Consider the following 21,653-nt stretch of genomic DNA (forward strand, 5'->3'; position numbering starts at 1 on the left):
CCATGGAGAAGTTCACCACCCACACCGGCGTCGGCGTGCCGCTGCGCGCCTCGAACGTGGACACGGACCAGATCATCCCGGCCGTGTACCTCAAGCGGATCTCCCGCACGGGCTTCGAGGACGCCCTGTTCGCCGGCTGGCGCCAGGACCCCGACTTCATCCTGAACACCGAGCCGTTCAGCGGGGGCACCGTGCTCGTGGCGGGCTCCGACTTCGGCACCGGCTCCTCGCGCGAACATGCCGTGTGGGCGCTCAAGGACTACGGCTTCCGCGCAGTGATCTCCCCGCGCTTCGCGGACATCTTCCGCGGCAACTCCGCCAAGCAGGGGCTCGTCGCGGCCCAGGTGGAGCAGGAGGACGTCGAACGCATCTGGAAGGAGCTGGAGAACCGTCCCGGGACCACGGTCACCGTGGACCTCGTCACACGCACCGTCGAGTGCGGGGATGTGACCGCCCCCTTCCAGATCGACGACGACACCCGTCGCCGGCTGCTCGAGGGCCTGGACGACATCGCCGTCACCCTGGGGCACCAGGCCGAGATCGATGCCTATGAGGCGGACCGCCCCGCGTACAAGCCCACCACCCTGCCGGCCCGCACGGCCGGCTGACCGGCCGGCGCCGGGAGCGCACCATTGCCGCGCGTGCATGGCGACGCCCTATGCTGGGAGTCGATTCCGGGACCGCCCGCCGCACGCGGCGGGCGGTCCCGTTCAGAGACCTCCCCGCTCCGGCGGAGTGGCCGAGACCGTGGCCCTGCGGCCGCGCTGAGGAAGGACGCGCATGGCGAAGCTCTTGACCATCCATGGCGGCAAGCCGCTGACCGGTGAGGTGACCGTGCGCGGCGCCAAGAACCTGGTGCCCAAGGCCATGGTGGCCGCCCTGCTCGGCAACTCGCCGTCCGTGCTCCGGAACATCCCCGAGATCAAGGACGTGGACGTCGTCAGCTCCCTCCTCGAGATCCACGGCGTGTCCGTGGAGTGGGACAAGGAGACCGGGCGGATCACGATGGACCCGGCCGGGGTGAAGTCGGCCCTGACCGCCGAGATCGACGCCCACGCCGGCGACTCGCGCATCCCGATCCTCTTCTGCGGCCCGCTCATGCACGCGATCGGCGAGGCCTTCATCCCCGACCTCGGCGGCTGCAAGATCGGCGACCGCCCGATCGACTACCACCTGGCCGTGCTGCGCAACTTCGGCGCCGTCGTGGACAAGCGCCCGGGCGGCATCTCCATCTCCGCCCCCAAGGGCCTGCACGGCGCCAAGCTCGAGCTGCCGTACCCCTCCGTCGGAGCCACCGAGCAGGTGCTGCTGACCGCCGTGAAGGCCGAGGGCATCACCGAGCTCAAGGGCGCCGCCGTCGAGCCGGAGATCCACGACCTCATCGCCGTCCTGCAGAAGATGGGCGCGATCATCACGGTGCAGACGGACCGCACCATCCGCATCGAGGGCGTGAGCGAGATGCGCGGCTACAACCACATCGCGCTGCCCGACCGCAACGAGTCCGCCTCGTGGGCCTCCGCCGCCCTGGCCACCCGCGGGGACATCTACGTCCGTGGCGCCGAGCAGCGCGACCTGACGGCGTTCCTGAACACCTACCGCAAGATCGGCGGCGAGTTCGACGTCGTCGACGACGGCATCCGGTTCTGGCACGCCGGCGGCGATCTCAACCCGCTCGTGCTCGAGACGGACGTGCACCCCGGCTTCATGACCGACTGGCAGCAGCCCCTCGTGGTGGCGCTGACCCAGGCCAAGGGGGTCTCCATCGTGCACGAGACCGTGTACGAGAACCGCTTCGGCTTCACCGACGCCCTCGTGCGGATGGGCGCCTCCATCCAGCTGCACCGCGAGTGCCTCGGCTCCGTGCCGTGCCGCTTCGGTCAGCGCAACTTCCTGCACTCGGCCGTGATCTCCGGCCCGACGCCGCTGCATGGCGTCGAGTTCGACATCCCGGACCTGCGCGGCGGCTTCTCCCACCTGATCGCCGCCCTCACCGCCGAGGGCACCTCCACGGCGACGGGCCTGGAGATCATCAACCGCGGCTACGAGCACTTCATGGCGAAGCTCGAGGGCCTCGGCGCCGACGTCGAGCTGACCGAACGCGACCGGTGAGCGGCGTGGACGCGCAGAGCCCTGCCGCCGCGGGGGGTCGTCCGACGCGTACCGCGCGGGCCCCCTACGTGATCCCGGGGGTGATCGTGCGACCGGCGATGCGGGCCCTCGTCCGCCAGGTGTGGGAGGGGACCGAGCACCTGCCCGAGACCGGCGCGATCCTCGCCGTCAACCACATCTCGGAGGTGGACCCGCTCTCCGTGGCCCACATGGTCTACAACCAGGGCCTGCTGCCGACCTTCCTCGCCAAGGCCGAGCTCTGGAAGGTGCCCGTGCTCAAGCAGGTCCTCGAGGCCACCCGCATGATCCCGGTCGAGCGCACCCGCGACGGCGGCCGCTCGCTCGCCGCCGCCCGCGAGGCCGTCGCCACGGGCCGGGCGATCATCGTCTACCCGGAGGGCACCGTCACCCGCGATCCCGACGGCTGGCCCATGGCCGGGCGCAACGGGGCCGTGCGCCTCGCCCTGCAGACCGGCGCCCCGCTCATCCCCGTCGGTCAGTGGGGCATCCAGGAACTGCTGCCGTACGGCGGCCGCTCCCTCCGCGTCCTCCCGCGCAAGACCGCCCGGATCCGGGTCGGCGCGCCCGTCGACCTCGCGGACCTGCGGGACCGCCCCGTGACGGCGGCGACCCTGCGCGAGGGCACCGGCCGCATGATGGCCGCGATCACCGACCTGGTCGCCGAGCTGCGCGGAGAACCGGCCCCGGAGGGCCGCTGGGACCCCACGACGGGACGGCGGGTGACCGGGGCATGAGCGATCCGCGGACCGTCGCCGTCCTCGGGGCCGGCAGCTGGGGGTCGGCCTTCGCCCGCGTCCTGGGCCTGAGCACCAGTCCCGAGTCCGCCCGCGCGTCCGAGATCGTGATGTGGTCCCGGCGGGCCGAGGTCGCCGAGGCCATCACCGAGCGACACGAGAACCCCGAGTACCTGCCCGGCATCACGCTGCCCACCTGCGTGCGCGCCGTCACCGACGCCGCCGAGGCGGTCCGGGGCGCCGGCGTCGTGGTGGTGGCCGTGCCCGCGCAGCATGTGCGCGAGACGCTACGCACCGTGCGCGCCGACCTGGCCCCGGACGCCGTCGTGGTCTCCCTCGTCAAGGGCCTTGAGCGCGGCACCGACGCGCGGATGTCGCAGGTCTGCGCGGAGGAGCTGGGCCTCAGCCCGGACCGGTTCGCGGTGGTCTCCGGACCCAACCTCGCCCTTGAGATCGCGCGCGGCGAGCCCACCGCCACGGTGGTCGCCTCGGCCTCGCGCGCGACGGCGGAGCGCATCGCCGCCCTCACGGCCGGCCGGACCTTCCGGCCCTACACGAACACGGACGTCGTGGGCGTGGAGATCGGCGGCGTGGTGAAGAACGTCATCGCGCTCGCCGTGGGCATCTGCGACGGGCAGGGGCTGGGGGACAACTCCAAGGCCTCCGTCATCACCCGGGGCCTGGCCGAGACCACCCGGCTGGCCGTCGCGCTCGGCGGGGACCCGGCCACCATGGCCGGGCTCGCCGGCCTGGGCGACCTCGTGGCCACGTGCGCCTCGCCCCTCTCCCGCAACCGCACGGCCGGCCGCCACATCGGCACCGGCCTCAGCGCGGAGGAGGCGGTGGCCGCCATGAGCCAGACGGCCGAGGGCATCAAGTCCGTGTCCGCCATCGTGCACGCCGCCCGCGCCCACGGTGTGGCGATGCCCATCAGCGAGCTGATGGACCGGGTGGTCGCCGGGGACGTGGCCGTGGACCGCCTCGCCGAGCTGCTGCTCGCCCGTGACCTGAAGTCGGAAGGACGCACCGCATGACCGCCACCCCCGCCCCGGAGGCCGCCGCCGACGCGCGTCCCCGCGTGCTCCTGCTCTTCGGCGGCCGCTCGAGCGAGCACCCCATCAGCTGCGTGACCGCGGCGGGCGTGCTGCACGCGGCCGACCGTCAGCGCTGGGACGTCGTGCCGGTGGGTGTGGCCCGCTCCGGCCTGTGGTCGCACGACGAGCTGGACGTGGCCTCGTTCCGCCTGGACGGCGACGCCCTGCCGGAGGTGCCGGAGCCCAAGGCCCCGGTGAGCCTGCGCGCCCTGCCGGACGGCACCGTCGAGCTGACCGCGGCCGACGGCTCCTCGCTGGGCCCCGTGGACGTCGTGTTCCCGCTGCTGCACGGCCCCTGGGGCGAGGACGGCACTCTCCAGGGCATGTTCGAGTCGCTGGGTCTGCCCTACGTGGGCTGCGGCGTGCTCGCCTCCGCGGTCGGCATGGACAAGCACTTCATGAAGGTCGCCTTCCAGGCCGCCGGCCTCCAGGTCGGCCCGTGGGAGACCATCACCGCCCGCGACTGGGCGCGCGATCCGGAGGCGGCCCTCGCCCGCGCCGGGGCGCTCGCCTACCCGCTGTTCGTCAAGCCCGCCCGCGCCGGCTCGTCCTTCGGCATCACCCGCGTCACCGAGCCCGCGGGTCTGCGCGCCGCCGTCGAGGAGGCCCGTCGCTTCGACCCCAAGGTCGTGGTGGAGGCGGGCATCGTCGGCCGCGAGATCGAGTGCGCCGTCCTCGACGGGCACGGCGCCGCCGCCCCGCGCGCCTCGCTGCCGGGGGAGATCGTCGTGGCCCACGACGAGGGCGAGACGCAGTTCTACGACTTCGAGTCGAAGTACCAGGACACCGGCACCACACAGCTGTCCTGCCCGGCCGAGCTGCCGGAGGAGGAGATCGAGCGGCTGCGCGCCCTGGCGATCCGCGCCTTCGAGGCCGTGGACGGATCCGGCCTGGGCCGCTGCGACTTCTTCTTCACCCCGGACGGGCGCTGGGTGGTCAACGAGATCAACACCATGCCGGGCTTCACGCCCATCAGCATGTACCCGGCCATGTGGGAGCGGACGGGCCTGTCCTACGACGATCTGATCTCGGAGCTGCTGGACCTCGCCCTCGAGCGGGGGGTCGGCCTGCACTGACGCGGCCCGCGGCCGCCCCGGCCCGCGCCGGTCTCAGCCGACGGGTGTGGCGTCCTGCACGCTGACGCAGCCGCCGCTGGGCTCGATCTGCGCGACCGCCGAGGACAGGCCCACCATCACGGTGTCCGAGCTGGCCTGGTCCTTGCCGAACAGCACCTCCACGGCCGGGTCGCGGCCGTAGGTGGTGATCCGCCAGTTCTCGTCCTCGTCCCGGATGACCCAGTCGATCCCGTCCACGGAGATGCAGCGGTCCGTGGTGGGGCCGGGGACCTCGGCGCCGCAGCGCAGGACGACGGCGGCCGGGTCACCCCACACGGCCGTCGCCTGGCTGTCGGTGGGGCGCAGGTCGAGGTCGCCCAGGGCGTCGGGCATGGCCACCATGGCCGGGGCGCACGCCGGGTCAGCGGCGTGGGGCGCGGCGTCCACCGTGGCCACGCGTCCGGAGCAGGCCGTGGCGCCGAGGGTGATCGCGGTCAGGAGGGGCACGAGACGACGCAGACGGCGGGATTCCATCCGCCCAGGATACGTGCGCCGCCGGGACCCGCGGGGGCCCGTGCCCTAGCATGGGAGGGACCCTTCCCGTCCCCCGCCTCAGGAGCCCACGTGAGCAGCACCGCGGACCCCCGCCCCCGCCCCCCGCAGGAGGACGTCGCCGTCGGGCGGCGCCGTCGTCGTCGCCGCCCGTGGCTGATCGCCCTGGCGGTCGTGCTCGTGGCGCTGCTGGCCGTGGGCATCGCGGCGGCGGTGTACGTCGGCGGGATCGCCCGGATCATCGACCAGGACACCCAGCGCTTCGACGGCGGCGCGTTCCCCGCCGAGTCGGGCCGCCCGGGCGCCGCGGGGGCGTCCGCCCAGCAGCCCACCGCGCCGCCGCCCGGCATGGACGCGGACCAGGCCGCCGAAGGCGCCCAGGGCCCCGTCGCCCCGGGCGCGGACGAGCAGGCGGACGAGCAGGCCCTCGACGTGCTGCTCGTCGGGGAGGACGCGGGCGCGGAGGGCCGTGACTCCGCCGGCCGATCGGACACCCTCATGTGGGTCCACGTGCCCGGGGACCGCAGCGAGATCCAGGTCATGTCCATCATGCGTGACATGTGGGTGCCCATCCCGGGGCACGGGGACCACAAGGTCAACGCCGCCTACCAGTACGGCGGCATCCCGCTGACGGTGGCCACCGCGGAGAACATGTTCCAGGCACGAGTGGACCACCTGATCGCCGTGGACCTCGCCGGTTTCAAGGGCCTCGTGGACGCCCTGGGCGGCGTCAGCGTGGACAACCCCAGCGCCTTCGTCTCCACCGGCGGCATCGACTTCCCCGCGGGCACCGTGCAGATGGACGGGGACAAGGCCCTGGCCTACGCGCGGGAACGGTACAACCTGCCGCGCAGCGACTTCGACCGCGTGGAGAACCAGCAGCGCCTGGTCAAGGCCATCGTGGCCGCGTTCCTCTCGCGGGACACCCTCTCGGACCCGAGCCGGGTGCAGGCCGCCGTCGAGGAGTTCGCCCCCTTCCTGACCCTCGACGACGAGCTCGACTCCGGCACCCTCGCGAGCCTGGCGTGGTCCCTGCGCGACGCGCGCGACGCCCCGATCGTGACCAGCACGGTGCCATCCGTGGGCGTGGGCTACACGGACACCGGCGAGGACGTCGTGTGGCCGGACTGGGAGGCGATCGCCCGCCTGGGCAAGGGCATCCGCACCGGCACCCTGGGGGAGGCCGTCGCGCAGTGAGCACGCCGCCCCGGCCGTCCCTGGTACGGCACTGGCTCGCGCTCGCGGAGGAGCTCGTGGGCCGGGCCGCGCCGCGGCTCGACGCCCTGAACCTCTTCCCGGTCCCGGACGCGGACACGGGCACGAACATGCTCGCCACGCTGACGGCGGCCCGCACCGCGGCCGACGCCTGCCCCGCACAGGACGACGTCGGCGCCGTGCTCGCGCACGCGGGCGCGGCCGCGCTGGACTCGGCCCGAGGCAACTCGGGCATGCTGCTGGCGGTCAGCCTGGCGGGGATGGCCGAGCCCCTGCGCGGCCGGGAGCGCGTCGACGCGTTCGCCCTGGCGGCGGCATTCGGGGCCGCCGACCGGGCCGCCCGGCAGGCCCTGTCGGATCCGCGCGAGGGGACGATCCTCACGGTGCTCTCCGCGGCCGCCCGCAGCCTCGCGCGCTCGTCCACCCAGGCCCCCGACACCCCCGCGGTGGCCGGGGACGCGGACCCGGCCGTGCGGCTCGGCCCGGCCGTGACCGTCATGCTGGCCGACTGCGTGCAGGCCGTGGAGGAGACCGAGTCGTTGCTCGCCCCGCTGACCCGGGCGCACGTCGTGGACGCCGGTGCCGTCGGGCTGCTCTGGGTGTTCGAGGCGCTGCGCTCCGTCGTGGCGGGCACGCCCGTGGACGAGGAGTTGGCCACCGCGCTCCCCGGCTACGTCGAGGGCGCCCAGGCCGCGGAGGGCGAGCCCGCCGCCGAGGCGGAGGCGCCGATCGAGGGGGCCGTCGAGGTGATGGGCACCCTGACGCTCACCCCGCTCGCCGCGGCCGGGCTGCGCCGACGGCTGGCCGACGTGGGGGACGCCGTGATCCTGGCCCCCCTTGGGACCGCCCGTGACGGGCAGGGCCGGGTCCCGTGGCGGGTCCACGTGCACGTGCCCCGCGCCGAGGACGCGATCGGCCCCCTGCGGGCCGCCGGCGACGTCGAGGGCCTGACCGTCACCGACCTGGCCGGGCCGTCGCACGGCGACGACGCCGCACCGGACGGGTGCCATGGCCGCTGAGGCCCCCGTCACCGACCTGCCCCTGTCCGAGGTGCTGGGTGGGAAGCTGCCCGCCCGCCTCGAGAGGGAGCTCGGGCTGACCACGGTCGGGGACCTGCTGGACCACGTGCCGCGCCGCTGGATCGAGCGCGGCGAGCTCACCCCCATCGCCGCGCTGCCCTACGACGCCGAGGTGACCGTCGTCGCCGTCGTGGAGTCGGTGACCACGCGGCGCATGCACAGCCGGCCCGGGTTCATCGTGGACGTCACCGTCGCGGACCCGTCCGTGGCCGGCGTGCCGGGGGCGAGCCTGTCCATGGCCTTCTTCAACGGCCACGACGCCCGCCGCCGCCTCGCCCCCGGGATGACCGCCATGTTCCAGGGCCGCACGACCGAGTACCGCGGCCGGATCACGCTGAACAACCCGGACTTCGCCCTTCTGGACGACGACGTCACCCCGGGGGAGGTGGACGTGCGACCGGTCCCGCTCTACCGGGCCACGGGGAAGCTGCCGTCGTGGACGGTCCGCTCCGCCGTCGCCCGAGTGCTCGAGACCGTCGACCTGGGACGGATCCCCGAGCTGCTCACCGAGCGGATCCGCGCGGAGGCCGCCGCGGCGCTCGACCTGGACGTGCCGCTGCCGGACACCGCCCAGGCATACCGGGATCTGCACGCCCCGCACGACGTCGCCGCCACCGGGCCGGCGCGGACCGCGCTCGCCCTGCGTGAAGCGCTGCTCGTCCAGGCCGCGCTCGCGTGGCGCCGGGACCGGGAGCGGGCGGTGCCCGCAACGCCCCGCCCGCCGCGGGCCGGGGGCCTGCTCGAGGCCCTCGACGCCCGCCTGCCGTTCGCGCTGACGCCCGGCCAGGTGGCGGTGGGGGAGCAGCTGTCCGCCGAGCTGGCCCGGGAGGCCCCGATGAGCCGGCTGCTGCAGGGGGACGTGGGCGCGGGCAAGACGCTCGTGGCCCTGCGGGCGATGCTGCAGGTCGTGGACGCCGGCGGCCAGGCCGCCCTGGTGGCGCCCACCGAGGTGCTCGCCGCGCAGCACCACCGCGCCCTGCTGCGCCTGATGGGACCGCTCGCCGAGGCCGGCACCCTCGGGGCCGGCGACGGCCCGGCCACGAGGGTCGTGCTGGTCACCGGCTCGCTCAAGACCGCCGCGCGCCGGGAGGCGCTGCTGGCCCTGGCCTCCGGCGAGGCCGGGATCGCCGTCGGGACGCACGCGCTGCTCTCCGAGAAGGTGGGCTTCGCCGAGCTGGCCCTGGCCGTCGTCGACGAGCAGCACCGCTTCGGCGTGGACCAGCGCGAGGCCCTGCGGCGGGCCAACCCCGGCACGCACCTGCTCGTCATGTCCGCCACGCCCATCCCACGCTCCGTGGCGATGACGGTGTTCGGGGACCTGGACCTGTCGGTGCTCGAGGGGCTGCCCTCGGGGCGACAGCCGGTCACCACGCACGTGGCGCGCATGGCCCACGGCCCGCGCGTGATCGGCCGGGTGTGGGAGCTGATCGCCGAGCACGTGGCGGCCGGTCACCAGGCGTTCGTGGTGTGCCCGCGCATCGACCCCGACGACACCGACCCGGGCCACGCCAACGTGGAGGAGATGACACCCCGGCTGCGGGGTCTCCCGGCGCTGGCGGGACTGCGGATCGACGCCGTGCACGGGCGCATGGACCAGGCCGAGCAGGACGCGGCGATGCAGGCCTTCGCGCGCGGCGAGACGGACGTGCTCGTGGCGACCACCGTCGTGGAGGTGGGCGTGGACGTGCCCAACGCGACGGTCATGGCGGTCCTCGACGCCGACGACTTCGGCCTGTCCACCCTGCACCAGCTGCGCGGCCGCGTGGGCCGCGGGCCCGGGGCGGCGGTCTGCCTGCTGGCCACGCGCCTGCCGGACGGGTACCCGTCGCTGCGCCGGCTCGAGGTCCTGGCCCAGGAGCAGGACGGCATGCGCATCGCGCAGGAGGACCTCGCCCAGCGCGGCGTCGGCGACGTGCTCGGCGCCGCCCAGTCCGGGCTGGCCTCGGGGCTGCACCACGTGGACGTCATCGCCGACGCCCCGCTGATCGCCGTGGCCGCCGACGCCGTCGCGCAGGTCATGGCGGCCGGCCCCGGGCTCTCCGCCCACCCGGCGCTCGCCGCCGAGGTGGCCCGCTGGGAGGCCGAGCACCTCACCGCCGCCGACTACCTCGAGAAGGGCTGAGCCATGTCCCGCATCATCGCCGGCGCGGCCGCCGGGCGGCCCCTGAGCGCCGTCCCCGGCACCGGCACGCGCCCCACCACGGACCGCACCAAGGAGGCCCTGTTCTCCTGGCTCGAGGCCCGCGACTGGCTGGACGGGACGGCCGTGCTCGACCTCTACGCCGGCTCCGGCGCCCTGGGGTGCGAGGCTGCCAGCCGCGGAGCGGCATCGGTGCTGCTGGTCGAGCGGGACCGGAAGGCCGTGACCGCGTGTCGCGCGAACGCCGCGCTGGTCAACCGGGCGCGCGGGGCCGACGTCGTGCGCGTGCGCGCCGGGAGCGTGGAGCAGGCGCTCGCGGCGGAGGCCGCGCCCGTGGACCTGATCCTGGCCGACCCGCCGTACCCGGTGGCCGGCCCGCCACTCGAGGCCGTGCTGGAGGCGGCGGCCGGGCGGCTCGCCCCGGGCGGGCTGCTCGTGCTGGAGCGGGCGGCCCGGGACGCGGCGCCGCGCCGGCCGCGCGGCCTCGAGGAGGTCGAGGTGCGCGTCTACGGCGAGACCGCCCTGTACCTCTGGCAGGACGAGCGCTGACCCCGCCCACCCGCTTTCGTTCGGGAAACGGCGGCGTGTCGGCCCGTTTTCGTTCGGGAAACGGCGGCGTCTCGGCCCGTTCTCACCGGGGAGACGGGAGGGCGGAACGGACTGGGCTCAGCACGGAACCGCGAGCACGGCGGCCGCCGTTTCCCGAACGAAAATGCTCCGGGGACCGCCGTTTCCCGAACGAAAGTGCTCCGGGGGCCGCCGTTTCGTCAACGAAAGCGTCGGGGGTCAGGGCGTGCGCAGCCGCGGGGCCGCCTCGGCCAGGCGGCGCATCGCCTCGTCGATCGCATCCGGGGACTTGCAGAACGCCAGCCGCAGCCACGACCGCAGGTGGCCCCCGTCCGGGCGGCAGAGCGCGCCCACGGGGATGCCGGTGACGCCGGCCTCACGCGTCCACCGCACCGCGGCCTCGGCCGCGTCCGTCACACCCCACGGGGCCAGGTCCACGACGACGAAGTAGCCCGCCGCCGGGACGACCGGGTCCAGGCCCGCCTCGCGCAGGCCCGCCACGAGCCGATCCCGGGCGTCGCGGTACCGCTCGCGCTGGCCGGCGAGGTGCCGCTCGGCGTCGTCGGTGGGCAGGTAGGCACCCAGCGCGCGCTGGAAGGCGGGGCCGGAGGAGTAGGTGAGGAACTGCTTGACGGCGCGCGCGGCCCCGACGAGCTCGGCCGGGCCGGTCAGCCAGCCGACCTTCCACCCGGTGACGGCGAACGCCTTGCCCGCGCTGGAGACCGTCAGGGCGATGTCCTCGGCGCCCGCGACCGAGCGCAGGCTGACGTGCTCGCCCTCGTAGACGAGGTGGTCGTAGACCTCGTCCGAGAGGATCAGCACGCCCCGGGACCGGCACAGGGCCACGAGCTCCTCGAGCAGCTCCCGCGGATAGACCGCACCCGTGGGGTTGTGCGGCGTGTTCACGATGAGCAGGCGCGTGCGGTCGGTGATCGCGTCCGCGACCCGCGCCGGGTCCGGCAGGAAGTCCGGGGCCTCCACCGGCGCGCTCACGTGCCGGGCGCCGACCAGGGCGATCGTGGCGGCGTGCGAGTCGTAGAACGGCTCGACCGTGACGACCTCGTCGCCCGGGCGCACGAACGCCAGGACCGCCGCGGCGATGCCCTCGGTGGCACCCGTGGTGATCATGACCTGCGTGGCGGGGTCCTCCGTCACGCCCCAGTGGCGCCGGCGGTGCTCTGCGACGGCCCGCCGCAGCGCGGGGTCGCCCGTGCCGGGGGCGTACTGGTTGGGGCCCGCCAGCACGGCGTCGGCCGCCAGCCGCAGCAGCGCGTCGGGGCCGTCGGCGTCGGGGAAGCCCTGGCCGAGGTTCACGGCCCCGTGCTCGACGGCGAGGCCCGTCATCGTCTCGAACACCGTGGGCACGGGGCCGGCGTCGCCGAGCAGGCCCGCGGCCGCCGCCGTGCGACGCCACGGCGCGTCCACGTCGACGTCGTGCCGTGCTGCTCCGGGGGTGGGCTGGGTTCCGTCCATGGCCGCACTGTACCCATCGCCGCGGACCGCACACGGCGGCGCACGCCGCGCCCGGCAGGACCGCGACGCGCCGGAGCCGGACCGGACGGGCGTCCGTCGCCGCTCGGCGCGGCCCCGGCTAGACTGGCACCCATGCGTCGTGCCGTCTGCCCTGGTTCGTTCGATCCCCTCCACAAGGGGCACGTCGAGGTGATCGCGCGAGCCGCGAACCTCTTCGAGGAGGTGGTGGTCGCCGTGTCCGCCAACCCGGCCAAGACGTACCGCTTCAGCGTGGACGAGCGCATCGCCATGATCGAGGCGACGGTGTCCTCCCTCGCCGGTGTCGCGGTCCGGCCCATGGGCCCGGGCCTGCTGGCCGAGTTCTGCCGGCAGATCGGTGCAGATGCGATCGTCAAGGGGCTGCGCGGCGGCGCCGACCTCGAGTTCGAGGCCCCGATGGCCGCGATGAACCGCCACCTCACCGGGGTCGAGACGGTCTACCTCCCGGCCGACGCCCGGTACACCCACGTGTCCTCCTCGCTCATCAAGGAGGTCCACGGACTCGGCGGCGACGTCGCCGAGTTCGTCCCGGCCGCGGTCCTGCGCGGCCTCGACGGCGGGGCCTGACCCCGCCCGGCCCCCCGCGGGCCACCCTTCCGCTCGTCCCACCGCATCAACCGCAGGAGAACCGCCGATGACCGTCCCGCCCCCTTCCCGCCCCCGCACCCGCAAGGCCGTGATCCCGGCCGCCGGCCTGGGCACCCGCTTCCTGCCGGCCACCAAGGCCATGCCGAAGGAGATGCTGCCGGTGGTGGACCGGCCGGCCATCGAGTACGTGGTGACGGAGGCCCGGCGTGCGGGCCTCGCGGACGTGCTGATGATCACAGGCCGGAACAAGCGGGCCCTCGAGGACCACTTCGACCGCCATCCCGCGCTGGAGGCCGTGTTGGAGCGCAAGGGCGACGCCAAGCGGCTCGCGCAGATCCACGAGTCGGACCTGGTGGGGGACATCCACTACGTCCGTCAGGGCGAGGCCCTCGGGCTCGGCCACGCGGTGAACTGCGCACGCCGCCACGTCGGCGAGGAGCCGTTCGCGGTCCTGCTGGGCGATGACATCATCGGCGACGGCGAGGCGCTGCTCGAGCGCATGATCGACGTGCAGCAGCGCCTCGGCGGCTCCGTGATCGCCCTCATGGAGGTCCCGGAGGAGGCCGTCTCGGCCTACGGCGTGGCCGCGGTGGAGGCCGTGCCGGGGGAGGGCGACGACGTCGTCCGCGTCACCGACCTCGTGGAGAAGCCGGCCCGCGAGGACGCCCCCTCCACCCTCGCGATCATCGGCCGCTACGTGCTGGCCCCGCAGGTGTTCGACGTGCTGGACGAGACCCCGCCCGGCCGCGGCGGGGAGATCCAGCTCACCGATGCGCTCCAGAGGCTGGCCACGGAGGACGGCGAGGGCCGCGGCGTGCACGCCGTCGTCTTCGACGGCCGCCGCTACGACACGGGGGACAAGCTCGGCTACCTGCAGGCGGTCATCGAGTTCGGGACGCGGCACGAGGACCTCGGGGCCGACCTGCGGGCCTGGCTCCGGGAGTTCACCGCCGGGCTCTGAGCCGGGCCGGCGACGCGCGGGCCGCGGCCGGCTTTGGCCGAGGCGGACCCACCCGGTAGGATGGGCTGTCGGTCCGTCGTGGCTGGACCCGTGTCCAGGCCGCATCGCATCCCCGCAGAGGGCGTGCGGACGGGCCGTGTACCCCCGCCGTCCCACCCGCCGAGAGGAGCGACCATGGACAGCATCCAGCACCACGGCGCCGACTCGCCGTGGGTGATCCCCGTGCGCGATCTGACGCGCGGGGCCGGAGTCCAGCGCGAGCTGACGGCCGAGTGGCCCGCCCCCGCGGGCGTCTCCACGCCGCTGCTGGGGATCCCCGAGGGGGACCCCGTCGAACTGGACCTGCGTCTGGAGTCGGTGCACGAGGGCGTCCTCGTCACCGGCACCGCGGACGCGACCCTGAAGGGCGAGTGCGGCCGTTGCCTGCGCCCGCTGCACGAGGGGATCACCGTGGACCTGCAGGAGCTGTACCTCACCGGCACGTCCGAGGACGACGCCGGCGAGCAGCCGCTCGTGGTGCGCGAGACCGTGGACCTGGAACCCGTGTTCCGGGACGCCGCGGTCATCGCCCTTCCGTTCCAGCCGCTGTGCCGGCCGGACTGCGAGGGCCTGTGCGCCGACTGCGGCATCCGCCTCGAGGACGCGCCCGAGGGGCACGCCCACGAGCGCGTGGACCCGCGCTGGGCCGCCCTGGCCCACCTCGCGGGCACCTCAGAGACCTCCATCACCGAGACAGAAGAGAGATAGTCGTGGCAGTCCCGAAGCGGAAGATGTCCCGTGCCAACACCCGTGCCCGCCGGTCGCAGTGGAAGGCCACCGCGCCCACCCTGGTGAAGTCCGTCGAGAACGGTCGCGTCTCGTACCGCCTGCCCCATCAGGCCGAGCTGAAGACCGACGCCGCCGGCACCCCCCTGTTCTTGGAGTACAAGGGCCGCAAGGTCGCCGACGCCTGAGATGGCGTCCCCATCGGCTCGCCGCGGGCCTGAGCCCGCGCCCGAGCCAGAAGAGCTGTTCGAGCGTCTCGGCGTGCACATCACCGCCGGGACGCTCGAACGTGCTCTGACGCACCGCTCGTTCGCCTATGAGCAGGGCGGGCTGCCCACCAACGAGCGCCTCGAGTTCCTCGGGGACTCGGTGCTGGGCTACGTGGTCACCGACCACATCTTCACGGTGTACCCGGACCTGGCCGAGGGCGACCTCGCGCGCCGCCGGGCCGCCGTCGTGTCCACGCGTGCCCTGGCGAAGGTGGCGCGCCGGATCGGCATCGGCCCGTTCGTGCGCCTGGGCACGGGGGAGCGCCGCACCGGCGGGGCGGACAAGGACTCGATCCTCGCCGACACCCTCGAGGCGCTCATCGGCGCGGTCTACGTGGACCACGGGGCTGTGGCCGCGGCCGCACTCGTGCACCGCCACGTGGTGCCGCTGCTGGACGAGCCGGACCTGCTGCGCGAGAGCACCGACTGGAAGACGGTCGTGGCCGAGGCCGCCAGCCGCCACGGTCTCGGCGCCGTCCGCTACGCGATCGAGGGTCAGGGCCCCGCGCACGATCCCCGCTACCGGGCCACCCTCGTCGTCGGCGAGCGCGAGTACGGCTCCGCCGTCGCCAGCTCCAAGAAGCAGGCCGAGCGGGACGCCGCGGCCGCCTCATGGCCCGCCCTCGAGGCGGATCTGCCGGCCGCGGGGCGCTGAGCCCGTGCCGGAGCTGCCCGAGGCCGAGGTCGTCCGGCGCGGCCTGGCCCGGTGGGCCACGGACGCCGTCGCCGCGGAGCTCGAGGTCCTCGACCCCCGCTCGCTGCGTCGCAGCCCCGGAGGCGCGGACGCCCTCCGGGAGCGGCTGCGCGGCGCCCGGCTGGCCGAGCCGGCTCGCCGCGGCAAGTTCCTCTGGCTGCCCCTGGCCGAGGGCGACGACGCCGTCGTCGTGCACCTGGGGATGAGCGGGCAGATCCTCGTGGACGAACCGGGGGCCGCCGACCAGCGTCACCTGCGCCTGCGCCTGCCCGTCACCGCGGCGGACGGCTCCGCCCGCGAGCTGCGGTTCGTGGACCAGCGGATCTTCGGCGGCTGGTGGCTCGACGCGCTGCGGCCCGACGACGCCGCCGGGGGCGAGCGGATCCCCACCACGGCCGCCCACATCGCCCTGGACCCGCTGCACCCGCTGTTCGACCCCGCGGCCGTGCACGCGCGCCTGGCACGGCGCCGCTCCACCCTCAAGCGCGCGTTGCTGGACCAGTCGCTGGTCTCCGGGATCGGCAACATCTACGCGGACGAGGCCCTCTGGGGCGCCCGCCTGCACCCCGAGCGCCCGACCGAGCGCATGCGCCGGGCGGACACGCTGCGCCTCCTGGCGGCCGTCCAGGACGTGATGCGCCGGGCCCTGGAGGTGGGGGGCACGAGCTTCGACGCGCTCTACGTCAACGTGGACGGGCGATCGGGCTACTTCGCCCGCTCCCTGGCGGCCTACGGGCGCACCGGGCAGCCGTGTCGCCGCTGCGCCGCCGAGGGGGTCGACTCCCGCATCGTGCGCGAGCCGTTCATGAACCGTGCGAGCCACCTGTGCCCGCGCTGCCAGCCCAGGCCGCGCCGTCGCCGGGCCGCGGCGGCCGACGCCTGACGGGGCGTCCGTAGACTGGGCTGACCCCCGACCTCGAGCAGGAGACCCGAGTGAGCCATCCCCCGGCCGCGTCCTGGACGCCCGAGCCCCTGCCGCGCCCCGAGCCCCCGCGCGACGACGCCCCGCCGGTCGCGCGGCGCCGCCGGCGCTGGCCGTGGGTCGTCGGCCTGCTCGCCGTCCTGCTCGCGGCGCTGCTCGGCCTGGGCGCCTGGTACGCGGGCTCGCTCGGGCGCACCTTCGACGACCACCGGCAGACGGTGGACGTGGGGGCGCTCGAGCAGGCGGCCGGGGACGGCCCGCTGAACGTGCTCGTCCTGGGCTCCGACTCCCGCGAGGGCGAGGGCGAGCAGGACATGGGCCAGCGCTCGGACACCATGATGCTCGTGCACATCCCCGCGGACCGACGCCAGGTCTACGTCATGTCCGTGCTGCGGGATTCGTGGGTCACCGTGCCCGGCCACGGCGAGGCGAAGATCAACTCGGCCTTCGACACGGGCGGCTACACCCTCGCCGTGGACACGGTGGAGCTGTTGCTGGGAGTGCCGATCCACCACGTCCTGGAGGTCGACTTCCAGGGCTTCCGGGGCGTGACGAACGCGCTGGGCGGCGTCGAGGTCTGCAACCCGCAGGCCTTCTCCTCCGGTCAGGCCAACCCCTCGTACTACCCGCGAGGGCACATCCTGCTGCAGGACACCGCCGCCCTGCGCTACGTGCGCGAGCGGCACGCCTTCGACGACGGCGACGTCACCCGCGTGAAGAACCAGCAGCGCTACCTGGCCGGGGCGATGGACCGCTTCCTCAGCCCGCAGATCCTGGGCAATCCCGCCCGCACCACCGAGGTCGTCGCCACGTTCTCCGACCACCTCGGTGTGGACGAGGGGCTCACGTCTGGCGTGATCGCCTCGCTCGCGTGGCAGCTGCGCGACGTCCGCGGCGAGGACGTCGAGATGTTCACGGTGCCTCGCAAGGGCTTTGCGGAGGGGCCGAACGGCGACGCCATCGTCGAGCTCGACGAGGACAAGCTGGCGGACCTGCGCTCCGCCCTCGCCGACGACGACGTCCAGCGCTATGTCGACGAGCACGAGCCCAAGAAGGAGAAGAAGGCCCAGGCCGCCGGCGGGCCCGCCCCCGTGCTGACCCTGCTGACCGGCACCACGCCCGCACCCGCCCTCGGGGAGGACCCCTGTGACGACTGAGCCGCGCCGCCCCCGCCTCCTGCTGGTCTCCCACTCCTACCGGCCCGAGCGCACCCCGCCCGCACGTCGCTGGGGCGCGGTCGTGGCGGCGCTGCGGTCGGCGGGCTGGGACGTCGACGTCGTCGCGCCCGGGGGTGTGCGCCCCTTCGCCGGGCCCGACGGCGAACGTGTCCTGCCCACGCCTCGCCTGCCCCTGGGGGAGGCCGGCCGCAACGGCCGCTTCGCCGAAGCGGTGGTGCACGCCCTGCTCGCCATCCCCCGCGGGATGGCCACCCGACGCCCGGACGTGGTGGTGGCCACCGTGCCCGCCCTGCCCGTGGTGGTGCCCGGCGTCGTGCTCTCCCGCCTCTGGCGCCGTCCCCTCGTGCTGGAGATGCGCGACGCCTGGCCGGATCTCGCCCACGAGGCCGGGGTCCACCAGGGCCTGCTGGGCGCCGCGATGGAACGCGTCGTGACCGGCGGCCAGCGCGCGGCCCGACTCGTGGTGACCGTCACGGACGGCTTCGCGGAGACGCTGCGCGGGCGGGGGGTGCGGGTGGTCCGCACCCTGGGCAACGGCGTGGACCTGGCCCGCCTGGCGGTGGCGCCGCGGCGGGAGCGGGCCGCCGGTGAGCTCCACGTGCTGTACCTGGGCAACATGGGCGAGAGCCAGGGACTCGAGCGGCTCATCGACGCCGCGGCGACGCTGCGTCGCACCCGGCCGGGGGTGCGCGTCCGGCTGGTCGGGGAGGGGACCCGGCGTCCGGCGCTGGAGGCCCGCAACGCCGAGCTCGGCTCGCCGGCCGAGATCCTCGGACCCGTCCACGGCGCGGCCGTGGCCCAGCAGTACGCGTGGGCGGACACGCTGGTGGTGGCCCTGCGTCCCGACTGGCCGAGCTTCCGGCACACCGTGCCCTCCAAGACCTACGAGGTGCTCGCCGTCGGCCGGCACGTCACGGGCCTGGTGACGGGGGAGGCCGCCCGCACGCTCGAGGCGGCCGGTGGCGCCGACGTCATCGGCCCGGACGTGGACGACCTGGTGCGGCACCTGACGGCGCTCGCGGACGATCCGCACCGCACCGACGTCGGCGCGGGCGGACGCGACTGGGTGCGCCGCCACGCCGACCTGCCGGCCGTGGCCCGCCGCTACGAGCGACTGCTGCGCCGCATCGCCGGTCGCTGAGCCCGACGTCGGCCCCTTGCTAGGGTTGACGCCGCCGCACCCGGCCGGGTGCACTCCACCGGGACACCGAGGAACGGTTCTGATGCCAGCTGGGAAGTCCATCCGTCAGGTCGCGCGCGCGGGCGCTCGCCTGCTGCCGCCCGAACAGCGCCGTCGGGTGCGCCGCACCGGCGGCGCGCTGCTGCGCAGGCTGCCGCCGCCGGTGGCCGAGGAGGTCCGCGGCGTGTTCGGCATCCGCTGGGGCGCCCATCCGGCGCACGCCCGGCCCGCCGACGCCCTGGGCCTGGCGGGCGGGCCGGCCCGTGCCCGCCCCGGCAGCGCCTCCCTCACCGGCCGCGGTGCGGCCGCCGTCGGCGCCGATCCGGAGGCCGCGGCCCGTCTCGAGCGGGCCCTGGGCCTGGCCGACACGTCCCGCACCGAGCGGGGCGGGCGGGCCGTCGGCGTCGTCGCCGCTCCGGACGTGCGCGCGGCCCTTGCGGCCGCCGGGCACCGCGTCGTGCCGCTCGTGCCGGGCACCGCGGGCGCGGTGGCCGAACGCGTGGAGGCCGTCGTCGTGGACGTGGACGGCGTGGACGGGCCGTGGGCCGGGGCCCTCGACGCCGCCGGCGTGGCCCTCTACCTCGAGCTGCGGGGTGCCGTGAGCGCGGCCGCCGCGCGCGGGGTGACCGTCTGGGTGCTCTCCCGGGGCCGTCACCGGCACCGGCTCGGAGCCCTCGCCCTGCTGCACGCCGAGGACGTCATCGTGGTCGAGGCCGGCGCGGATCGGACGCCGTTGCACTTCACCGAGGACCCGGGCGACGCGCCCCAGGGGATCGCCGACGTCCTCGCCGCCTGCCCGGAGGAGAGCGCATGAACACGCACCACCCCGACCGCCTGACCGACGCCGCCGGCGTGCGCATCCTGCTCTACGGCGACGTCGACCTGAACGTCATCGACGGCTCCGCCACGTGGCTGCCCTCCTTGACGGAGACCCTCGCCCGCACGGGTGCGAGCGTGGACGTCCAGCTCAAGGCCGTCGAACGCCGGGACCTGCTCACCGCTCCGCTGCGCGCCCTGACGGGGGTGCGCGTGCTCCCCGCTGAGCCGGCGGCCGGGCAGGGGGGAATGACCCCCTCCCGCGCCGCGGACGTGCTGGCCCGCCGGGACGAGGAGTCCCGGTACGACGTGGTGCTCGTGCGCGGCATCCACGCTTGCCTCGAGCTCGCCGACCGCGGCACCTTCCCAGGGCGGCTGTGGTCCTACGTGACCGAGTACGGCTACGTGGAGGACGGCTTCCCGGCCGGGCGCGTCGAGGAGCTCGGCCGCATCGCCGCGGCGAGCCGTCTGATGCTGGCCCAGACGCCCCAGGCCCGCGCCGTGCTCGAGGCGATGGTCCCGGCCGCCGCCGGGCGCACCGAGCTGCTCTCGCCGATGGTGCCGGACGGGCTCGCTCCGGCCGAACGCGGCGAGGCGCCCGCCGACGGCCCGGTGCGTGTCGTGTACACGGGCAAGTTCGCCCACGACTGGCGCACCGACCTCATGCCGGACGTGCTGACCGCCCTCCACGAGGCCGGTGTCCCGGCCACGCTCACGATGGTGGGGGACAAGGTCCACCCCGAGCGGGACCGGCCCGGCTGGGCCGCGGCGATGCGCTCCCTCCTCGAGGCGGACCGGCCCGACTTCGAGTGGACCGGAGCGCTCTCCCGCGAGGAGTCCATGGCCCGCACCGCGGCCGCGGACGTCTCTCTGGGCTGGCGCGCTCCCGCCCTGGACCTCTCGCTCGAGATCTCCACGAAGGTGCTCGAGAGCTGCGCGGTCGGAGTGCCGCCGCTCCTGAACCGGACCGTGGCGCATGAGGAGCTGCTGGGGGCCGACTACCCCCTGTTCGTGGACGGGGTGAGGGACTCGGCTCGGGACGTCGCCGCTCGCATCGCGGCCGCCCGCCACGACCTGCCGGCCCTCTCTCGGCGCGTCGTCGAGGCCGCCGCCCCCTACCGCATGGCCGCGCGCGCCCGCGCCCTGACGGGCCTCATGGACCGGCTCGGTCTGCTCGACCGCCGGCCCGCCCGCGGCGGGTCACGCATCCGCGTGGTCCTGGCCGGCCACGACCTGAAGTTCGCGGGGGAGCTCGTCGACCTGCTGCGGGACGACCCGGGCGTCGAGCTGCGCATCGACCACTGGCAGGGCCTGCACCGCCACGACGAGGCCGCCTCACGCCGCCTCGTCGAGTGGGCCGACGTCGTGGTGTGCGAGTGGGCGGGCCCCAACGCCGTCTGGTACGCCCGCCACAAGCGCCCCGGCCAGCGGCTCGTGGTCCGCCTGCACATGTTCGAGCTGCGCGGCGGCTGGCTCTCCGCGCTCGAGACCGACGCCGTGGACCGCCTCGTGACCGTCTCCGATCTCTACCGGGACCTGGTGCGCGAGCACCTGCCCATCGAGCCCGCGCGGGTCTCGGTGATCCCCAACGCCGTGTCCGTGGCGGACCTGGACCGTCCCGGCCTGCCGGGTCGCCGGTTCCGGCTCGGCCTCGTCGGCCTGGTGCCGCTGCGCAAGCGCCTGGACCGGGCCGTCGACCTGCTGGAGATCCTGCGCGCCCATGACGAACGGTTCACCCTGCACGTGCGCGGCCGCATGCCGTGGGAGTACCCGCACGAGTGGCGCAAGCCCCTCCAGCGCGAGGGCTACCTCGACCTGTTCGCCCGCCTCGGTGCCGGTCCGCTGCGCGAGGCCGTCGCCTTCGAGCCCTTCGGGGCGGACATGGGCTCGTGGCTGACGAAGATCGGCTGGGTGCTCTCGCCGTCCACCACCGAGAGCTTCCACCTCGCGCCCGCCGAGGGCATGGTCTCGGGTGCGGTCCCGCTCATCTGGGACCGGCCCGGCGCGAGGGGCGTGTTCGGCGACGAGTTCGTGCTCGACGACACCGACGCCGCGGCGCGGCGGGTGCTGGAGGCGACCGCCGACGATGCGCGGTGGGACGAGCTCTCGACCCTGGCCCGGTGCCGGGTGCGCGCGTACGACGAGCGCGTCGTGGCCGGCCTGTGGCGCGAGGCGCTCGGGCTGAACTGAAGCAGGCCGGGC

General features: G+C 75.1%; 21 protein-coding genes. 19 read left to right on the plus strand and 2 right to left on the minus strand.

What is annotated here, in order from left to right:
• The first annotated feature begins 2 nt into the window (after positions 1 to 2).
• The 5 genes from leuD (at position 3) to MLUT_RS15915 (ending at position 5,034) form a co-directional block, all read left to right on the plus strand.
• Positions 3 to 608: a 3-isopropylmalate dehydratase small subunit gene (gene leuD, locus MLUT_RS15895; RefSeq protein ID WP_010078962.1), complete on the plus strand. Its 606-nt coding sequence runs from the start codon at positions 3 to 5 to the stop codon at positions 606 to 608.
• A gap of 172 nt (positions 609 to 780) precedes the next feature.
• The gene (gene murA, locus MLUT_RS15900) at positions 781 to 2,109 is read left to right on the plus strand and encodes a UDP-N-acetylglucosamine 1-carboxyvinyltransferase (protein WP_002856412.1); all 1,329 of its coding nucleotides are present in this window, start codon (positions 781 to 783) and stop codon (positions 2,107 to 2,109) included.
• Between the two features lie 80 nt (positions 2,110 to 2,189).
• Complete coding sequence (locus MLUT_RS15905) at positions 2,190 to 2,864, plus strand: lysophospholipid acyltransferase family protein (RefSeq protein ID WP_010078961.1); 675 nt, start codon at positions 2,190 to 2,192, stop codon at positions 2,862 to 2,864.
• Positions 2,861 to 3,898, plus strand: coding sequence for an NAD(P)H-dependent glycerol-3-phosphate dehydrogenase (locus MLUT_RS15910; protein WP_010078960.1), 1,038 nt, complete (start codon positions 2,861 to 2,863; stop codon positions 3,896 to 3,898). The genes MLUT_RS15905 and MLUT_RS15910 overlap by 4 nt, the downstream gene beginning before the upstream one ends.
• Positions 3,895 to 5,034 (plus strand): D-alanine--D-alanine ligase family protein, encoded by a 1,140-nt coding sequence (locus MLUT_RS15915; RefSeq protein WP_012750819.1) that lies wholly within the window; start codon positions 3,895 to 3,897, stop codon positions 5,032 to 5,034. The genes MLUT_RS15910 and MLUT_RS15915 overlap by 4 nt, the downstream gene beginning before the upstream one ends.
• Before the next feature lie 33 nt (positions 5,035 to 5,067).
• Here MLUT_RS15915 and MLUT_RS15920 read toward each other — a convergent pair whose 3' ends face one another.
• A complete protein-coding gene (locus MLUT_RS15920; RefSeq protein ID WP_010078958.1) occupies positions 5,068 to 5,547 on the minus strand; it encodes a DUF3515 family protein in 480 nt (159 codons plus the stop codon).
• A gap of 90 nt (positions 5,548 to 5,637) precedes the next feature.
• On the opposite strand from MLUT_RS15920, the gene MLUT_RS15925 reads away from it, so the two are divergent.
• From MLUT_RS15925 to rsmD, 4 genes are read left to right on the plus strand one after another with little or no spacing between them, the layout of a single operon-like run.
• Positions 5,638 to 6,762: an LCP family protein gene (locus MLUT_RS15925; protein ID WP_010078957.1), complete on the plus strand. Its 1,125-nt coding sequence runs from the start codon at positions 5,638 to 5,640 to the stop codon at positions 6,760 to 6,762.
• Positions 6,759 to 7,799, plus strand: a complete 1,041-nt coding sequence (locus MLUT_RS15930; RefSeq protein WP_010078956.1) for a DAK2 domain-containing protein — start codon at positions 6,759 to 6,761, stop codon at positions 7,797 to 7,799. Before MLUT_RS15925 ends, MLUT_RS15930 begins: the two co-directional genes overlap by 4 nt.
• A complete protein-coding gene (locus tag MLUT_RS15935) occupies positions 7,789 to 9,981 on the plus strand; it encodes an ATP-dependent DNA helicase RecG (RefSeq protein ID WP_010078955.1) in 2,193 nt (730 codons plus the stop codon). The genes MLUT_RS15930 and MLUT_RS15935 overlap by 11 nt, the downstream gene beginning before the upstream one ends.
• 3 nt (positions 9,982 to 9,984) lie before the next feature.
• Entirely contained in the window at positions 9,985 to 10,548 is a 564-nt protein-coding gene (gene rsmD, locus MLUT_RS15940; protein WP_010078954.1) for a 16S rRNA (guanine(966)-N(2))-methyltransferase RsmD, read from the plus strand.
• Between the two features lie 237 nt (positions 10,549 to 10,785).
• Here rsmD and MLUT_RS15945 read toward each other — a convergent pair whose 3' ends face one another.
• The gene (locus tag MLUT_RS15945; protein ID WP_012750821.1) at positions 10,786 to 12,039 is read right to left on the minus strand and encodes an aminotransferase class I/II-fold pyridoxal phosphate-dependent enzyme; all 1,254 of its coding nucleotides are present in this window, start codon (positions 12,037 to 12,039) and stop codon (positions 10,786 to 10,788) included.
• A gap of 132 nt (positions 12,040 to 12,171) precedes the next feature.
• On the opposite strand from MLUT_RS15945, the gene coaD reads away from it, so the two are divergent.
• From coaD to MLUT_RS15995, 10 genes are all read left to right on the plus strand, one after another.
• Positions 12,172 to 12,645, plus strand: coding sequence for a pantetheine-phosphate adenylyltransferase (coaD, locus tag MLUT_RS15950; protein ID WP_010078952.1), 474 nt, complete (start codon positions 12,172 to 12,174; stop codon positions 12,643 to 12,645).
• A 67-nt stretch (positions 12,646 to 12,712) separates the two neighbouring features.
• Positions 12,713 to 13,627, plus strand: coding sequence for a UTP--glucose-1-phosphate uridylyltransferase GalU (galU, locus tag MLUT_RS15955; protein WP_010078951.1), 915 nt, complete (start codon positions 12,713 to 12,715; stop codon positions 13,625 to 13,627).
• 174 nt (positions 13,628 to 13,801) lie between these two features.
• Positions 13,802 to 14,374: a YceD family protein gene (locus MLUT_RS15960; RefSeq protein WP_010078950.1), complete on the plus strand. Its 573-nt coding sequence runs from the start codon at positions 13,802 to 13,804 to the stop codon at positions 14,372 to 14,374.
• A 2-nt stretch (positions 14,375 to 14,376) separates the two neighbouring features.
• Positions 14,377 to 14,580 carry a 50S ribosomal protein L32 gene (gene rpmF / locus MLUT_RS15965; RefSeq protein WP_010078949.1) on the plus strand — a complete coding sequence of 68 codons (204 nt, stop codon included), beginning with the start codon at positions 14,377 to 14,379 and terminating at the stop codon, positions 14,578 to 14,580.
• A 73-nt stretch (positions 14,581 to 14,653) separates the two neighbouring features.
• Entirely contained in the window at positions 14,654 to 15,316 is a 663-nt protein-coding gene (rnc, locus tag MLUT_RS15970; protein WP_012750822.1) for a ribonuclease III, read from the plus strand.
• Positions 15,317 to 15,320: 4 nt separating this feature from the next.
• Positions 15,321 to 16,238, plus strand: a complete 918-nt coding sequence (gene mutM / locus MLUT_RS15975) for a bifunctional DNA-formamidopyrimidine glycosylase/DNA-(apurinic or apyrimidinic site) lyase (RefSeq protein ID WP_010078946.1) — start codon at positions 15,321 to 15,323, stop codon at positions 16,236 to 16,238.
• A 50-nt stretch (positions 16,239 to 16,288) separates the two neighbouring features.
• Complete coding sequence (locus MLUT_RS15980; RefSeq protein WP_012750823.1) at positions 16,289 to 17,434, plus strand: LCP family protein; 1,146 nt, start codon at positions 16,289 to 16,291, stop codon at positions 17,432 to 17,434.
• Positions 17,424 to 18,596, plus strand: coding sequence for a glycosyltransferase family 4 protein (locus tag MLUT_RS15985; RefSeq protein WP_012750824.1), 1,173 nt, complete (start codon positions 17,424 to 17,426; stop codon positions 18,594 to 18,596). The genes MLUT_RS15980 and MLUT_RS15985 overlap by 11 nt, the downstream gene beginning before the upstream one ends.
• 82 nt (positions 18,597 to 18,678) lie before the next feature.
• The gene (locus MLUT_RS15990; protein WP_012750825.1) at positions 18,679 to 19,449 is read left to right on the plus strand and encodes a hypothetical protein; all 771 of its coding nucleotides are present in this window, start codon (positions 18,679 to 18,681) and stop codon (positions 19,447 to 19,449) included.
• Entirely contained in the window at positions 19,446 to 21,641 is a 2,196-nt protein-coding gene (locus MLUT_RS15995) for a glycosyltransferase (RefSeq protein ID WP_010078942.1), read from the plus strand. Before MLUT_RS15990 ends, MLUT_RS15995 begins: the two co-directional genes overlap by 4 nt.
• Positions 21,642 to 21,653 lie beyond the last annotated feature (12 nt).

Origin of the sequence: Micrococcus luteus NCTC 2665 (assembly GCF_000023205.1) — a bacterium.
Taxonomy (GTDB): domain Bacteria; phylum Actinomycetota; class Actinomycetes; order Actinomycetales; family Micrococcaceae; genus Micrococcus; species Micrococcus luteus.

What these genes read in the sequence shown, in the direction of transcription:
- leuD (WP_010078962.1), top strand. Translation starts at nt 3, where the DNA reads ATGGAGAAGTTCACCACCCACACCGGCGTCGGCGTGCCGCTGCGCGCC.
- murA (WP_002856412.1), top strand. Translation starts at nt 781, where the DNA reads ATGGCGAAGCTCTTGACCATCCATGGCGGCAAGCCGCTGACCGGTGAG.
- MLUT_RS15910 (WP_010078960.1), top strand. Translation starts at nt 2,861, where the DNA reads ATGAGCGATCCGCGGACCGTCGCCGTCCTCGGGGCCGGCAGCTGGGGG.
- MLUT_RS15915 (WP_012750819.1), top strand. Translation starts at nt 3,895, where the DNA reads ATGACCGCCACCCCCGCCCCGGAGGCCGCCGCCGACGCGCGTCCCCGC.
- MLUT_RS15920 (WP_010078958.1), bottom strand. Translation starts at nt 5,547, where the DNA reads ATGGAATCCCGCCGTCTGCGTCGTCTCGTGCCCCTCCTGACCGCGATC.
- MLUT_RS15935 (WP_010078955.1), top strand. Translation starts at nt 7,789, where the DNA reads ATGGCCGCTGAGGCCCCCGTCACCGACCTGCCCCTGTCCGAGGTGCTG.
- rsmD (WP_010078954.1), top strand. Translation starts at nt 9,985, where the DNA reads ATGTCCCGCATCATCGCCGGCGCGGCCGCCGGGCGGCCCCTGAGCGCC.
- MLUT_RS15945 (WP_012750821.1), bottom strand. Translation starts at nt 12,039, where the DNA reads ATGGACGGAACCCAGCCCACCCCCGGAGCAGCACGGCACGACGTCGAC.
- coaD (WP_010078952.1), top strand. Translation starts at nt 12,172, where the DNA reads ATGCGTCGTGCCGTCTGCCCTGGTTCGTTCGATCCCCTCCACAAGGGG.
- galU (WP_010078951.1), top strand. Translation starts at nt 12,713, where the DNA reads ATGACCGTCCCGCCCCCTTCCCGCCCCCGCACCCGCAAGGCCGTGATC.
- MLUT_RS15960 (WP_010078950.1), top strand. Translation starts at nt 13,802, where the DNA reads ATGGACAGCATCCAGCACCACGGCGCCGACTCGCCGTGGGTGATCCCC.
- MLUT_RS15990 (WP_012750825.1), top strand. Translation starts at nt 18,679, where the DNA reads ATGCCAGCTGGGAAGTCCATCCGTCAGGTCGCGCGCGCGGGCGCTCGC.
- MLUT_RS15995 (WP_010078942.1), top strand. Translation starts at nt 19,446, where the DNA reads ATGAACACGCACCACCCCGACCGCCTGACCGACGCCGCCGGCGTGCGC.